Genomic DNA, 13,529 nt, shown 5'->3' with positions numbered 1-13,529 from the left:
TGACGGGAGGGGGCCGGGGGGTGGGTGAAGCCGCAAGATACGGAAATGATGGCACCTTCCCCCACCCCCTAACCCCCTCCCGCAAGGGAAGGGGGGACTTAAGGCGCCTGTTCCACCAAATTCCCGGATGAACCTTTGCGAAGGGGGAGCCTGGGGGATTTGCCTTTAACTCGCCCAATGCCAACAATCCTCAATTGCCAATTGTCAACCGCCTCCCTTTTATGGTCTAATGCCCGCCGCGCCCAATCGGGTCGCCATTCCGCACAACGAACAAAGGTACCGCATGGATTTGAAGCAAAGAGTTTCCGTCGTCCTGGTAGGGACCCAGAGTCCCGGCAACATAGGCATGGTCTGCCGTGCCATGAAGAACATGGGGCTTGCCGATCTGCGCCTGGTGAACCCCTGCCAGGTAGACCACCTGGACGCGATCAAGTTCGCGGTCTCCGCCCGTGACCTCCTTGAGCGCGCCCGCATCTTCACCTCCCTCGAGGACGCCATCGCCGACTGCGAGTATTCCGTCGCCACGACGAGGCGCCACGGCAAGTACCGCAGCGAGATCAACACACCGCCCGAGATCGTCGAGAAGTTCGCCGCCTGCGCCCCGACAAGCCGCCTGGCCCTCGTCTTCGGACGCGAGGACAGCGGGCTCACCACCGACGAGGTGGCGCTTTGCCGCTGGCAGTCCACCATCGAGACCGCGGACGAATTCGGTTCTTTGAACCTCTCCCAGGCCGTGCTCATCTTCTGCTACGAGTTCCTGAAAGGCGTTGCGGCTCCGGTCCCGGTAAAGGAAGCCCGCGAGCTTGCCGGTTCCGCATCGCTTGAGCCGATGTACGCCCACATGGAGAAGACCTTTCTGAGGATCGGTTACCTTAACCCGCAGAACCCGGACCACATGATGCGCACCATGCGGCGCATCTTCTCCCGTGCCGAACTCGACGAGCGCGAAGTCGCCTCCCTGCGCGGTCTTCTTTCCCAGATCGACTGGGCCTGCGCCGAGTTCAAGGGAAAGAAAGGAAATGCTGACTAAGCGTCCCCGCCCCCGGAGGGGGAGGGATAGGGAGGGGGAGCGCAGCGGCTCGATCCGCCTTCCCCTCCAGCCTCACCTCTGTTTGAGGAGGGCGCCTTCTCGCATACAGGGCGACGCCGCAGGCGAGGTCTGGGGGACGTGGCCTGCTTGAAATTAAGATAAATTAAAGTTTTATTCCCTAAGACCGATGCAGGATAGGTGTGCACCGTGCCGGGGATAACCACCAGAGAGGGAACCACGTGAAAGTGCTCCTTACCAACGACGACGGCGTCCACGCCCCCGGGCTCGCCGCCCTTGCCAAACGGATGGGCGAGGTGGCCGAGGTGGTGGTAGTCGCTCCCGACCGCGAACAAAGCGCCGTCTCGCACGCGCTCACGCTGCACCACCCCTTGAGGGCCGCCCGCATCGCCGACAACATCTTCTCGGTGGAAGGAACGCCGACCGACTGCGTCAACCTCGGCATCCACAACCTCCTCTCCTTCAGGCCCGACCTGGTCATCTCCGGCATCAACCGCGGCGCCAACATAGGCGACGACGTCACCTATTCCGGCACCGTTGCCGCTGCACTGGAAGCCACCCTCATGGGGATACCCGCCATCGCGGTATCTCTCGTCACGCGCGGCGCGGGCGACAACTACGACGCCGCTGCCGCCTTTGCCGCCCGCCTTTCCAAGGTCGTCGTCGAGCGCGGGCTGCCGCGCGACACCTATCTGAACGTCAACGTCCCCGATGTCCCCGCCGAAGCGCTCCTCCCCGCGCTCGTCACCCGCCAGGGGAGAAGGAGCTACGAAGGGACCATCGTGGACAAGGTCGATCCGCGCGGCAGGAATTACTACTGGATCGGCACCGTCGATCTGAGTTTCCAGGACGTACCCGGGACCGATTATCACGCCGTTTCTCGCGGTCACATCTCCGTCTCGCCGCTGCAGATCGACTTCACCAACCACGCCGCGATTGGCCGGCTGGAAACGTGGGAATTGCCGTGATGCTGGACTTTTAGCACGCCATTTGTTATATTTCCCCGCTGCTAAAGATCGGGGGTGGAATGAATTCAGCTGTAGCACGCAAGAGGATGGTCGCCGAGCTGGTGAAACGCGGCATAACCGACCAGCGGGTGGTCAACGTCATGCTTGAATTGCCGAGGCACATCTTCGTCGAAGAGGCGATGTCGGCCCAGGCCTACAACGACGGTTCGCTCCCGATCGGAGAGAAGCAGACCATATCGCAGCCCTACATCGTGGCGCGCATGACCGAGCTTCTGGCGCTTACCGGACGCGAGAAGGTGCTTGAACTGGGCACCGGCTCCGGCTACCAGGCCGCCGTGCTGGCCACCCTTGCCGATCGCGTCTGCACCGTGGAGAGAATCAGGCCCTTGGCGCTGAAGGCCCGCAAGGCCCTCGACAGTCTGAGACTTTTGAACGTGAACCTGAAGATCGGCGACGGCACCGAAGGGTGGCCCGAGGAAGCGCCTTTCGACGCCATCCTCGTCACCGCGGGCGCACCGTTTCTTCCGGAGTGCCTCATCGAGCAGTTAGCACCCGGCGGACGCCTGGTGATCCCGGTCGGCGACCGGGTTGATCAGAAACTGTTGGTGGTAAGAAAGGGGATGGACGGCAGCGTGACCCGCGAAGAGGCGGACGACTGCCGGTTCGTGAGATTGATCGGCAAAAACGGCTGGAGCGACGAACCGTAGGCAGGACCTGTACACACACCTAAACCCTTGCCAAAGGAGTCTTGCATGGAAAACGACGAACTGTTGGAGGAGAAGGAACCTCTCTTTCTTGACGCCGAGCAGGACCCCGATGCGATAGAGCTCGAAGGGGTCGAAGAAGAGGCGGACGAAGAGGCCGAGGTAGAGGAAGAGGAGATCAAGGTCGTCGAGGTGGAGCACTTCGATGACGCCATCAAGCTCTACCTGCGCGAGATCCAGAAGACCAAGCTCCTTACCGCAGACGAGGAGAAGGAACTCGCGGCGCGCATAGACCTGGGAGACAAGGCCGCCCGCGACCGGATGATCGTCTCCAACCTCCGCCTCGTGGTGAAGATCGCCAAGCGCTACATAAACCGCGGGCTCCCCTTCCTCGACCTGATCGAAGAGGGGAACATGGGGCTCATCAAGGCGGTCGAGCGCTTCAAGCTCTCCAAGGAGTGCCGCTTCTCAACCTACGCCACCTGGTGGATCAGGCAGTCCATCGAGCGCGCCCTGGTGAACCAGTCCCGCACCATCCGCCTTCCCGTGCACGTCTCCGACGACATCAACAAGATGCTCAGGGTGACCCGCGAACTGGTGCAGAAGATGAACCGCGAGCCCTCGGTGAAGGAAGTAGCCGACGCCCTCGAGGTGAACGTCACCTACGTGCGCCGTCTCATGGTGCTTCTGAAGAAGACCTATTCCATCGAGCGTCCGATGGGGGAGAACAACGACTACTTCCTCATCGACACCATCGAGGACACCTCGACCATCTCCCCCGCGGTCTTGCTTGAGGACCTGAACAAGTACGAACTGGTATCCCAGTGGTTCGAGACCCTCTCCGACGCCGAGAAGAAGATCCTGACCCTCCGTTTCGGCCTGGACGACAAGGACCCGCAGACCCTGGACACCATCGGGCGCAGCTTCGGCGTGACCCGCGAGAGGATCCGCCAGATCGAGGCGAAGTCCCTGGAAAAACTGAGAAAAATTGTGGAAGCAACCGACATAATGGGGCGCAGTGCAAACAATGGAAAATAAGGAGCGGCCGTTCGACATGGAAGATCTTAAAAGCATCATCAGGAACATCCCGGACTTTCCCAAGAAGGGGATACTCTTCAAAGACATCACCACGCTTTTAGGAGACGCCAAGTCGTTTCAGCGCATGGTAGACCTCATGTCGCACCGCTACGTCGGGCAGAAGATCGACAAGGTAGTCGGAGTCGAGGCACGCGGCTTCATCATCGGCGCCGCCCTCGCGTACAAACTGGGTGCAGGCATCGTGCTCGTTAGAAAGCCCGGCAAGCTTCCCTCCACCACCGTCAAGAAGACCTACGACCTCGAGTACGGCACCGACACCCTTGAGATCCACACCGACGCCTTCAACAAGGGCGACCGCGTGCTGATCGCCGACGACCTTCTGGCCACCGGCGGCACCATGGCCGCCGTCGTCGACATGATCACCAGCATGGAAGTAGAGCTTGTCGAGTGCTGCTTCATGGCCGAGCTTGAGTTCCTGGAAGGGCGGAAGAAGCTGCCCGAAGGTAAGGTCTTCTCGCTGCTCAAGTTTTAATAAAACATCTTGCAAAACAGATGGTGCTGATGTATAAAGTCCGTCTGACTTGTCCCCGTAGCTCAGCCGGATAGAGCACTTCCCTCCTAAGGAAGGGGTCGGACGTTCGAATCGTCTCGGGGACGCCACAACAATCAAATGGGTTACGGCAACATTGCTGTAACCCATTTTTTTTGATAACTATAATCCTACGATCATCACCGTCAGTATATGGAGTTGAGCATGGATTCTGAGCGCCTGGAAGAACGCGTATCGGACTACCTCAAGGCTCTGGCTCAGTTGGAAAAAGCCGGCAGTCAACCGAAGGATGAATTTCTTAGGGACTCTGTGATTCAGCGTTTCGAGTTTACCCATGAACTTGCCTGGAAAATGCTGAAGCTGCGCCTTGAGCAAGAGGATATTTTCCCAAAGACGCCACGTGAGACCTTGCAGTCTTCACTTGAAGCAGGATTCATTGAGGACGGTAATGCCTGGAGCGATCTGCAGAAGATGCGGAACCTGACCAGCCATACCTACAATGAGGAACTGGCTGAGGAGGTCTACTCGTTCGTTGTAGGACAGGGGATATCCCTGTTTCAGCAGCTTGCGCAAAAGGCGGTGTCATGGCAGACGAAGAGTTGATTTACGGTCTGGCGCGTCGGCACTATCTGGGGCTTGCCGGCGTTTTCAGCAAGTATCCCCATATAGAGAAGGTGACGATATTCGGTTCACGCGCCAAGGGGACAGAAAAGCCATATTCCGACATTGACTTGGCCGTGATCGCTCCTGAGATGGATAGCGGTGAATTTTCCCGCTTGCTGGATGAATTGGATGCGTTGGATCTCGTTTTCAAGCTCGACGTGCTGCATTTCGACACGTTGCCGCAGCCGAAGTTAAGGAAAACGATTGAGCTGTATGGCAAGCAGTTTTACCCACTGCACGAGACATAGAACATAGTATGTCGCATATTTCGCCTGCATCCCCTCTCTGCACTGCAGACTTTACAACTTTGCAGGCCAGACCCTAGCTTCTCCACCCCTAAAACTCATACCAAAAACTTACATAACTTACCAACGTCCCCACTACCCTCAGAAAAGAAAGGAAAAGAAAGGGACGCGGAAAAGAAAGGGACGCGTATAAGATTATAAATTTATCTTACCGAATCTTATAAACTTATACGTGTCCCCCTTCAGTCCCTAGTGTATCCAATGACGGAGCGCTCTTGCCACCCTCAACTCTACTAATCTGTTTGGGATCAACTCCTACCTTCTCAGCTGACTTTTCTTGAGATGACTCTCTTACCTCTCTTAACCGTAGTTCGGAAAGGTTTGGCCGTGTGTATACTTCATATTGACAGTCTCTAATATCGTAGTATTGTTATTTCGGCTGTCAAACGAGGAGGTTCAAATGGGAAAGCCTGGATATCTTTATGCTCTGATTAACCCAGCTTTGGAGGGGCTTGTTAAGGTTGGAAAAACAGGAGTTAACCCTGACAAGCGAGCAAATGAACTTTCTACGGCCACTGGTGTCCCTATGCAGTTCATGGTCGCATACAGTGTCATCGTCTCGGATTGTGACCTTGCCGAAAAATACGCACATGGACTACTGGAAAAAGACGGGTATCGTGTTAGTAGTAATCGAGAGTTTTTCCGGGCACCTGTCTCCGTTGCCATAAATGTCATCGAAACGACAGCAAATTTTATAGGTACTTTGTCCGAAGATGAATTTAAATCATTGCTTCAAGAGAGGCCATCAGGTAGATCAAATATTCAGGCTCAACAGGCTTGGCTCGGATTGGAAAGTGAAGCGTATGAGTATTGGTATCATGGTTGGCGGAGAGGCCCTGAGAGAACGTGTAAAGAGTATAAGGAGCATGTAAACAAATGCATAGCTTTATGGTCAAGAGCTGCTGAAGCTGGTTCTATAAGATCTTATTATATGCTTGGTTCAACGCATCTTGACTATGCAGAACAATTGGAATCGGAAATTAATAATAATCGTACTTTTTGGGAAAAATTATTCGGCGACGATAGAGCACAACGAAGATGCCATCATATTAATGAAGGTCTTGAATGCCATAGATTAGCACTAAAAAATGGGTATGAAATGTCGTATGCTGCGTTGGCAAGTTACTTTGGAAGTGCAAATAATGTATCAGAAGCAAAAAAACATTGGGATTATTTTTTTCAATCACCAACCTTCAGAAATAGACTTGATCCTCATGATGATTTTTCTCTGTATGTCATCTCATACCATAATTTCTTGTTCATTAATTTAAATATTGAATACAACGAGGCTAATTATTTAGCAAATCAAAAGTTTGATACATAGTAGGAGGCCTTTATGTCTAAACCTGATCTGTTAGAAGACTTATTAGCAATGCAGTATGTCTTTAACGATAATAGAAATGAAAATTCGAAGAGTTGTAAGCCTGCGTGTCAGATTTGCGGTGCAGACATGGTATATGACAAAGTGAATAATATATGGACGTGTGTTAGGTGTAACCTGTAATTTTATCAGCAGCAATTGTGCCCACAGCGTGCCCCCCTGCCTCCGCAACTCAGATCTTTTCCACTTCCCGCGCAACTTCCCTAAATGTACATTGAGTATTCGGCTCGTTATAACTAACTGTTTTTGCGAAGGCCTTCGGCTCTTACATTCCATTAGCCTTTAATTCTCGCTGCTGTTTGGTCGGTTACCTTTTATGTATCTCTTTGAACCAATACGAATTACCCAAGCGCCAGACTATTAAGAGTCTGGCTTTTTTATTTCAAGGAGGTTTAACCATGTGTAAAGTCTACGATGTTGTGAGTCAACGAATTAGAGAATTACTAGAGCAGGGAACCGTACCATGGCATGCTATGGGGACAGGTATTAGATAATAAGTTTGTCCTTGCCGAACCTCTAAGCTTATACGTGTCCCCTTGTTCTTCCAATAATCTCTTCAGAACTCACTCCTATACGATCGGCAACCTCAACTAAGGGATTAAGGTGGATTAAGGGGACGGTGTTGATCTGTTGGCTATTCCTGCCATTTTCTGTTCTTAGTCAACTCATCAACTCCGTCCCCCCGGGCCTGCAGCCCCCCAGCACTGCTATTTTGAGCGGCCTTCCGTTGACTTGTCTCGTCCAGCCACTAGACTCAGATGGGGACTATCGTTAACAGACTGGTTACAATATCATGAGGAGGTTTGAAATGAACAGACGGGCTTTTCTGAAAACCACAGTTGCCGGCACCTTTGTAGCGGGCTTCGCTGGAACGGTTGCGGCGGCCGAACGCTATTTTCCGACCCAAGTGGACATGAGGCTCTTCGAGACAATCAACAGGGTAAAGGACCCAACTAAAAAGACTCCGCTTGAGAAAAGCCATGCACCTGTCATCACCGCTCCTGTCTCAGTAACAGCCGGCAAGCCTTTCACCGTGGAAGTATCGGTCGGGGAAGTGCTCCACGGTATGATGCCGGCCCACTGGATAGGCTTTATCGATCTCAGCCTTGGCAACGAGCCCGCTGGAAGAGTTGATTTGCAGCCGAGGGGGTACCTTGTACCGAAAGTTGCGTTCACCGTTGTGGTCCCCAAAGAGGCCGCGTCGACCGGGAAGGTGACTCTGGTGGCGAAACAGCAGTGCAACCTCCACGGTCTGTGGGAAGGTACCCTGGATATCGCAGTGACCTGATCCTAGCCGGTGGGCCTGGAGGCGCAAGGTGGCGATGCCTGGCACCTGGCGCCTGCGAATTGGGTAGAGAGGCACACGGGAATTCTGGTGCACGTTGTGTCCAAAATTCCTGTTTGCTTTTCCAGCAGATAGGCAGATAATTGCTATTACCTGCTATGAAGACCGTACCGAGTGGATGCCAAACACATCTACCGAATACGACAAGCTTCAGAAACAGGTAAAGGCTCCCGCTCCACCAGCCTCGGTCCTGAAAAAACCGACCGCTGACGTAGACACTGCTAGCATTAAAAACGCTGCATTGCCGCCGGGAGTCACCAACGAAACTGCTTTGGTCAGAGACCGCGTCTAGACTTGCTAAAAACGAGTCCATGTACAGCGGCAACCTCCCAAAGCAGTTTCTTTTTTTGCCCTCCACCAATTCATGCGTAACTCTGGTCGCCAATGGCTGAGGTACTTAGCAATGAAAACAGGGAATTGCTTGCTTTGATTTCAAAGGAGAAGCCGCAATCCTTAAAGGATTTGGAAGTGCTATCAGGCCGGAAAAGCAGCAACCTGTCAAGAACTCTTAAGACCATGGAGCGCTTCGGCATCGTGACCTTGATCAAGGAACACAAACACCTGAAACCGATTGTTAACGCCACTGACGTGAGAGTTGAATTCGAGCTGACCCACTCGGCGTAGAAAGTGCTTGAAAGAGGGCTTGAATCTCGCTATATCTAGTCCGCGTGGAGCTTCCCAGGACGAAGCGCTGCACGTATCATGGAACCAAAGTTACAAAGCACTTGCGGGTTTTCCTGCGGGTGCTTTTTTATGTTCGGTATGGGGAGTTGATGGAAATCGTAAATCAGGAAATAGAACGGCTGGAGAGGGTACACGAGGCGATCGGACGCTACGCGGCGGACCGCCTGCAGACGATTGCGAGGCACGAGGCGTACACGAAGGAGCTGGAACAGCAGCGCCTCTCCTCGGTGGACTGGCGCGAGAAGAACGATCTAGCGGAGAAACTGATCGAGCACGGGCACCACTCGCCGCGCAAATACCTGCATGAATTCACCCAGCAGGCCTCTCCCTACTTCGGCATCCTGGGCATCCACGACAACGACCGCAGGATCGGGAAGAAGGAGTACCTGATCGGCAACCAGACGCTCATGGACGGCCAAAAGGTGGTCGTCATCGACTGGAGAAAAGCGGAGATCACCGGCCCCTTTTACGAGGGGTATGAGATAGGGGAGGAGTACGAGCTCACCATCAGGGGGGTCGAGAGGGAAGGGGTGATCACCCGCCGTGACAAGGTGACCATCAACAGGAAGGCGCTGCAACGTATCGAGACCCCTTCGGAGACCTACGAGCTGCGCGGCGGCGCGTGGCACAAGAACGGCTCGGCCGGCGAGTCGACCGCCGACACCAAGGAGCGCACCGAAGACCACCGGATGGTTGATTCCATCGCGGCCCTGATCTCTCCCGAGCAGTTCCGCGCCATCACGAAGCTCAAAGACGGCGTGGTGGTGATAAACGGTGCGGCCGGGGCAGGGAAGACCACGGTGGCGCTCCACAGGCTCTCCTACCTCATGTTCGAAGCCCCCGAGAGGTACCGCCCGGAGCGGTGCATCGTCCTCATGTTCAACAGGGTCCTGCGCGACTACGTGAAACAAAGCAGCGACACCCTTCTCGGTCCGGTCCGGGTGGATACCTACAGCGCATGGTCCCTGACGGCCCTTGCCGCCCTCGGCGTGCACTCGCTGAAGACGGTCTTCGACGATCCCTTCGGGGCGCAGAAAAAAGGGAGCCGGGTTCCGGCCCTTCTCGCTAAATACGTGAAGGAGACCACGAAGATCGAGCCGGTCGCCGACCTGTGGCGCTTCCTCATGCAGGACTACGTCTTCGCAGCACTTTGCACCGATTCCGGCGCGGAGTTCCAGCGGACGGCTCAAAGGAAGTTCGAGGCGAAGGAGCGGACCGTCTCGTTCTCCGATGTCAGCATCCTGCTCCGCCTGGCGCAACTCCGGCGCCCGGCAGGGGCCGTGGTGCTAGGGGCGCTGAACGCCTACGACCATATCGTGGTCGACGAAGCCCAGGATCTCTCCTCGCTTGAGCTGCGTACCATCGTGGCCGCCACCTCCGCTGCGCGAAGCATCACCATCTGCGCCGACGAAAAGCAGCAGATCCTGAGTTTCCTCGACTCCCAGGGGTTCTCGAGCGTCATGGCCCAGCTCCACTCGCAGGGGCTGGAAAAGGAGAACCTGACCGTTTCCTACCGCTGTCCCAAGGAGATCGTCGATCTGGCCGCCCAGGTGAGCGGGCGGAGCGCCGATACCACCAAGGCCCATTCCGGTGCGCTCGATTTCCACCCCACTAGAAACGCCGCCGAGTCGACGGCCAAGATCAGGGAAATCGTCGAGGGACTGGTGCAGGCCGCACCCGGCTCGCTCACGGGCGTCATCTGCAAGAAGAAGGCTGACGTGAAGGCGCTGCACGCAGCGCTCTCCGGCGTTCCAGGTCTGCACGCCGAAGGTGAGGTCTCCTTTTCGCCCGGGGTCCAGGTGATCCATGCTCACGCCATCAAGGGGGTTGAATTCACCAACGTGATCCTCTACAACCCAAGCTCCTTCGATTACCGCCAGACCGATCCGGACCGAAACCTCCTGTACGTTGCGATCACCCGCGCGTGCAAGGCGTTGCACATCGTCCATCACCAGCCGCTGGCCCATGGGCTCCGCGAGAGTGCCGCTGCCTCCCTTGCGTGACGTGCGTAACTTTCCGCTCGCATCACGGCGTCAGCATAATTCCATCGCGTTTTTCCCCATACGGATGACCTCCCGGTAATCCTTCAACATGGTGACATGGCCGTTGTCATGCGCCATCATCGCCTCGAAAAGCTGCTTGAGCCCCGCGTCCTGGAAATGCACCACATTTGCCATATGCAAAAGCGCCACCTGCTCTTCCAGGCGGATGGCCATGTCAAGGGCGTCTTCTGGAAACGGCGTCGAGCCCGTCAGGCGCTCGACGATTTCCTCCAGTTTTTTCAGGTTGGCAGACGCTTTCGTGACGTCGGTCTTGACCGCTTTCATACCACTCCCTTGCAGCCTGACCGCCAGGTGGAACTGCTGGGCATGATTTTCCTCCTCCACAGCCGTCTTCTTGAACAGCATGGAAAGGCTTTCCTCATCGGCAAAGAGGTCGGAGAAATAGTGGTATAAAGTCGCCACTTTGGACTCGAATCCCGCACACTGCTGCAAGAACTGCAGTTGGTCCATGGGCAGCTTCAAGGTCTGTGCATTCTCTTTCTGCAGTATCTTCTGTCTGCTGATCATGGGGAAATTCTCCTGACTGGGTGTCCGTCTTTCACCTACGCTCCTCCAAAACGGCAACAGGGGACCAGCTAAAATAGCTGGTCCCCTGTTGCTTAGTGGCTGCAATACCGTGATCGTACAAGCGATGCCGGTGTCAAAGGATTCAATTCGACCAGACTTTTACCAGATAAAATTCGGAAAATCAAGGGATTCTCTGTAGGTGAAACGGGGTGAGGACCTCTCGAACTCAGCTGGTTGTCGCAATGATTCTAGACTGGCTGCTTTTGACAATGTTTGACTGTGACATAAAATCTTTGTGTGTTTGAGTTCATTGTTACAACAACCCTTACTTGTTCTATAGCGCTTTTTTCCTGACCATGATCGGAGGCTTTATGGACAACCTGAAACGATGTAGACGTCTCGCTCTTATCGCCATAGGTTTCTCCCTCTTGCTGCTTGGGTGTGCCGCGCCGCGGACGATCCAGACTCATCCCGCCCTCTCACAGAAATGTCAGAACATAAAGAGCGTCGTTCTCGCCAAGCCGGACATAAAGGTCTACCTCGTTTCTGCCGGTGGCGTCCCCGAGCTCATGGATGAATGGTCAGGCCTAGCCAGTGACAACGTCACCAAGGCCGTGCTCGCTCAGTTCGAAGGCTCCGGCACCAAAATATCGGTATTGAAGCCGGACCCTCAAAACGAGCAGGAGATGAAGGAAGTCCTCGCTCTCTTTCCGGTGGTCAGCAGCGCCATAATGCGGCATGTCGCTCCGGCACAGCCTGGATTCACTCCAAGCGCCCCGACAACATACGAGGCGGGTGCCGACTACTCGGTCGGGCCGATACCCAAGATTCTGGACCCGGCGGGCGCCGATGCCCTGCTCCTCGTTCATGGCGTGGACCAGTACGCCAGTGCCGGGAAGAAGGCGGTGAACGTCCTCGGCACAGTCTCAGGCGTGATGATGTCGGCGTTTACGGGTGTCGTCGTCGTGCCGAGAGGGGAGGGGACGACCCTCAGGATCGCCCTGGTCGATCGCAACGGAACCGTTCTCTGGCACAACATCAAGGGCGGGTCGACCAACCTGCGCGATCCGGACTTGGCAAAAGGTTTCGTCGAAGTGGCCCTCGACGAGTTCCCGGGACTGAAGAAATGATCAGGTTTTGCATCTTCTTCGTGCTCCTGGCACTTTGCTGTCCTGCCGCCTTTGCGGCGCCAGGTGCCGGCACGGCATACCCGCAGGATGACGATGAGCGGCGCCTTTGGCTGCGGGCCGATGAGGAAGTTAAGAAGCTGAACGACAGCAGCCAGATCTACAAGAACGCGGAGATGGAGCTTTACCTGGACAATGTGGTGAAGACGCTCGTCACCAGGGAGCAACTCGCGGTCTTGCCCATAAAATTCCGGATCATCAGGGAGCGTTCCTGCAACGCGTTCATCTATCCTAACGGCAGCGGCTACATCAACACCGGCATGTTGGCGAACATCGAGAACGAGGCGCAGCTCGCCACGATCCTTGCCCACGAAAGCATCCATGCCATAAATCGTCACATGGTGAAGGAGCTTCGTGACGCAAAAGACAAGAGTGCCCTTTCGACGGTGCTCGGCATGCTGACCGGGAACCTCCTGACCCCTCTGGGGAACCTCGGAGCACTTGCATCCATGAAGGGATACTCCCGCGAGCTGGAGGCTGAAGCCGACCGCGAAGGTTTCCGGTTGCTGGTGCGGGCAGGATACGATCCCTACGAGGCACCCAAGATCTTCGGTGCCCTTCAGAAGGAGGCCAAGGCGGAAGACCGCAAAGAGACCTTCTTCTTCGCCTCGCACCCGATGCTCCAGGCGCGCCTCGACAACTTCAACTCCCTTCTTGCCGGCGAGGCGAACGGCAAGAAGGGGAAGATAAACGCCGAAGGGTACCTGCGCACCTTTGCCGTCCTGCTGCTGGAAAACGCGGAGATGGACATGAAGGCGGGGCACTTCGAAAGGGCGCAGGATTGCATCACGCGTTATATCTCCGCCCGTGGCGAGGATGCTCGGGCCTGCCTGCTCATGGGCGATACTTACCGTCGCGACGGCAAACATCCCGATTTGGGTAAGGCAAAAGAGCTTTACCAGAAGGCGGTCCGGCTGGATCCGCTCTATCCCGAGCCTTACCGCATGCTGGGCCTTATCGCCTACAAGGAAAAGGACGCGGAGCTTGCGCGCAGGTCGCTTGGTGAGTATCTGAAGCTGCAACCAGGTGCTCAGGACCGGGCGTACATCGAGGGGATGCTTAAAAACTTGCGTTAGGGGAGGCCAT

At 55.6% G+C, this 13,529-nt stretch carries 15 protein-coding genes and 1 tRNA gene; 14 read left to right on the top strand and 2 right to left on the bottom strand.

Annotation, left to right across the window (positions count from 1 at the left end; translation table 11 throughout):
• The first annotated feature begins 283 nt into the window (after positions 1–283).
• The 8 genes from D6Z24_RS09330 to D6Z24_RS09295 all read left to right on the top strand — a co-directional run bounded on the left by D6Z24_RS09330 (position 284) and on the right by D6Z24_RS09295 (position 5,219).
• Positions 284–1,030, top strand: a complete 747-nt coding sequence (locus D6Z24_RS09330; protein ID WP_129126313.1) for an RNA methyltransferase — start codon at positions 284–286, stop codon at positions 1,028–1,030.
• 239 nt (positions 1,031–1,269) lie between these two features.
• Positions 1,270–2,016: a 5'/3'-nucleotidase SurE gene (gene surE, locus D6Z24_RS09325; protein ID WP_129126312.1), complete on the top strand. Its 747-nt coding sequence runs from the start codon at positions 1,270–1,272 to the stop codon at positions 2,014–2,016.
• A 59-nt stretch (positions 2,017–2,075) separates the two neighbouring features.
• Positions 2,076–2,723 (top strand): protein-L-isoaspartate(D-aspartate) O-methyltransferase, encoded by a 648-nt coding sequence (locus D6Z24_RS09320; RefSeq protein WP_129126311.1) that lies wholly within the window; start codon positions 2,076–2,078, stop codon positions 2,721–2,723.
• A 45-nt stretch (positions 2,724–2,768) separates the two neighbouring features.
• Positions 2,769–3,758 carry a sigma-70 family RNA polymerase sigma factor gene (locus D6Z24_RS09315; RefSeq protein ID WP_129126310.1) on the top strand — a complete coding sequence of 330 codons (990 nt, stop codon included), beginning with the start codon at positions 2,769–2,771 and terminating at the stop codon, positions 3,756–3,758.
• Between the two features lie 16 nt (positions 3,759–3,774).
• On the top strand, positions 3,775–4,290 hold the full coding sequence (locus tag D6Z24_RS09310; RefSeq protein ID WP_129126309.1) for an adenine phosphoribosyltransferase: 516 nt from the start codon (positions 3,775–3,777) through the stop codon (positions 4,288–4,290).
• 51 nt (positions 4,291–4,341) lie between these two features.
• A tRNA-Arg gene (locus D6Z24_RS09305) sits at positions 4,342–4,418 on the top strand.
• A gap of 94 nt (positions 4,419–4,512) precedes the next feature.
• On the top strand, positions 4,513–4,911 hold the full coding sequence (locus D6Z24_RS09300; protein WP_162605102.1) for a nucleotidyltransferase substrate binding protein: 399 nt from the start codon (positions 4,513–4,515) through the stop codon (positions 4,909–4,911).
• Positions 4,893–5,219: a nucleotidyltransferase domain-containing protein gene (locus D6Z24_RS09295; protein ID WP_129126307.1), complete on the top strand. Its 327-nt coding sequence runs from the start codon at positions 4,893–4,895 to the stop codon at positions 5,217–5,219. The genes D6Z24_RS09300 and D6Z24_RS09295 overlap by 19 nt, the downstream gene beginning before the upstream one ends.
• Positions 5,220–5,442: 223 nt before the next feature.
• Here the strand turns inward: D6Z24_RS09295 and D6Z24_RS09290 are convergent, their stop codons facing one another.
• Positions 5,443–5,634: a helix-turn-helix domain-containing protein gene (locus D6Z24_RS09290; protein WP_129126584.1), complete on the bottom strand. Its 192-nt coding sequence runs from the start codon at positions 5,632–5,634 to the stop codon at positions 5,443–5,445.
• Positions 5,635–5,676: 42 nt separating this feature from the next.
• Here D6Z24_RS09290 and D6Z24_RS09285 point away from each other — a divergent pair, with 42 nt between their 5' ends.
• The 4 genes from D6Z24_RS09285 (at position 5,677) to D6Z24_RS09270 (ending at position 10,689) form a co-directional block, all read left to right on the top strand.
• Complete coding sequence (locus tag D6Z24_RS09285) at positions 5,677–6,600, top strand: GIY-YIG nuclease family protein (protein ID WP_129126306.1); 924 nt, start codon at positions 5,677–5,679, stop codon at positions 6,598–6,600.
• An 865-nt stretch (positions 6,601–7,465) separates the two neighbouring features.
• A complete protein-coding gene (locus D6Z24_RS09280) occupies positions 7,466–7,945 on the top strand; it encodes a class II SORL domain-containing protein (protein WP_129126305.1) in 480 nt (159 codons plus the stop codon).
• Between the two features lie 441 nt (positions 7,946–8,386).
• On the top strand, positions 8,387–8,626 hold the full coding sequence (locus D6Z24_RS09275) for an HVO_A0114 family putative DNA-binding protein (protein ID WP_129126304.1): 240 nt from the start codon (positions 8,387–8,389) through the stop codon (positions 8,624–8,626).
• Positions 8,627–8,775: 149 nt separating this feature from the next.
• Complete coding sequence (locus D6Z24_RS09270; protein WP_129126303.1) at positions 8,776–10,689, top strand: UvrD-helicase domain-containing protein; 1,914 nt, start codon at positions 8,776–8,778, stop codon at positions 10,687–10,689.
• 30 nt (positions 10,690–10,719) lie between these two features.
• Here the strand turns inward: D6Z24_RS09270 and D6Z24_RS09265 are convergent, their stop codons facing one another.
• Positions 10,720–11,256, bottom strand: coding sequence for a rubrerythrin (locus tag D6Z24_RS09265; protein ID WP_246014618.1), 537 nt, complete (start codon positions 11,254–11,256; stop codon positions 10,720–10,722).
• Positions 11,257–11,612: 356 nt separating this feature from the next.
• Between D6Z24_RS09265 and D6Z24_RS09260 the strand changes: the two genes are divergently transcribed.
• Together D6Z24_RS09260 and D6Z24_RS09255 are read left to right on the top strand one after the other, a co-directional pair.
• A complete protein-coding gene (locus D6Z24_RS09260; RefSeq protein WP_129126302.1) occupies positions 11,613–12,386 on the top strand; it encodes a hypothetical protein in 774 nt (257 codons plus the stop codon).
• A complete protein-coding gene (locus D6Z24_RS09255; protein WP_129126301.1) occupies positions 12,383–13,519 on the top strand; it encodes a M48 family metalloprotease in 1,137 nt (378 codons plus the stop codon). Before D6Z24_RS09260 ends, D6Z24_RS09255 begins: the two co-directional genes overlap by 4 nt.
• Positions 13,520–13,529 lie beyond the last annotated feature (10 nt).

The sequence above is a fragment of the Geomonas oryzae genome, from assembly GCF_004117875.1.
GTDB classification, from domain to species: Bacteria; Desulfobacterota; Desulfuromonadia; order Geobacterales; family Geobacteraceae; genus Geomonas; species Geomonas oryzae.
The sequence above is the reverse complement of the archived record's forward strand: the minus strand, read 5'-3'. Positions and strand labels throughout refer to the sequence as shown.

Excerpts from the sequence above, each read along its gene's own strand:
- D6Z24_RS09315 (WP_129126310.1), top strand. The coding sequence starts at position 2,769 with ATGGAAAACGACGAACTGTTGGAGGAGAAGGAACCTCTCTTTCTTGAC.
- D6Z24_RS09270 (WP_129126303.1), top strand. The coding sequence starts at position 8,776 with ATGGAAATCGTAAATCAGGAAATAGAACGGCTGGAGAGGGTACACGAG.
- D6Z24_RS09280 (WP_129126305.1), top strand. The coding sequence starts at position 7,466 with ATGAACAGACGGGCTTTTCTGAAAACCACAGTTGCCGGCACCTTTGTA.
- D6Z24_RS09320 (WP_129126311.1), top strand. The coding sequence starts at position 2,076 with ATGAATTCAGCTGTAGCACGCAAGAGGATGGTCGCCGAGCTGGTGAAA.
- D6Z24_RS09260 (WP_129126302.1), top strand. The coding sequence starts at position 11,613 with ATGATCGGAGGCTTTATGGACAACCTGAAACGATGTAGACGTCTCGCT.
- D6Z24_RS09310 (WP_129126309.1), top strand. The coding sequence starts at position 3,775 with ATGGAAGATCTTAAAAGCATCATCAGGAACATCCCGGACTTTCCCAAG.
- D6Z24_RS09265 (WP_246014618.1), bottom strand. The coding sequence starts at position 11,256 with ATGATCAGCAGACAGAAGATACTGCAGAAAGAGAATGCACAGACCTTG.
- D6Z24_RS09255 (WP_129126301.1), top strand. The coding sequence starts at position 12,383 with ATGATCAGGTTTTGCATCTTCTTCGTGCTCCTGGCACTTTGCTGTCCT.
- D6Z24_RS09285 (WP_129126306.1), top strand. The coding sequence starts at position 5,677 with ATGGGAAAGCCTGGATATCTTTATGCTCTGATTAACCCAGCTTTGGAG.
- D6Z24_RS09275 (WP_129126304.1), top strand. The coding sequence starts at position 8,387 with ATGGCTGAGGTACTTAGCAATGAAAACAGGGAATTGCTTGCTTTGATT.
- D6Z24_RS09300 (WP_162605102.1), top strand. The coding sequence starts at position 4,513 with ATGGATTCTGAGCGCCTGGAAGAACGCGTATCGGACTACCTCAAGGCT.
- D6Z24_RS09330 (WP_129126313.1), top strand. The coding sequence starts at position 284 with ATGGATTTGAAGCAAAGAGTTTCCGTCGTCCTGGTAGGGACCCAGAGT.
- D6Z24_RS09295 (WP_129126307.1), top strand. The coding sequence starts at position 4,893 with ATGGCAGACGAAGAGTTGATTTACGGTCTGGCGCGTCGGCACTATCTG.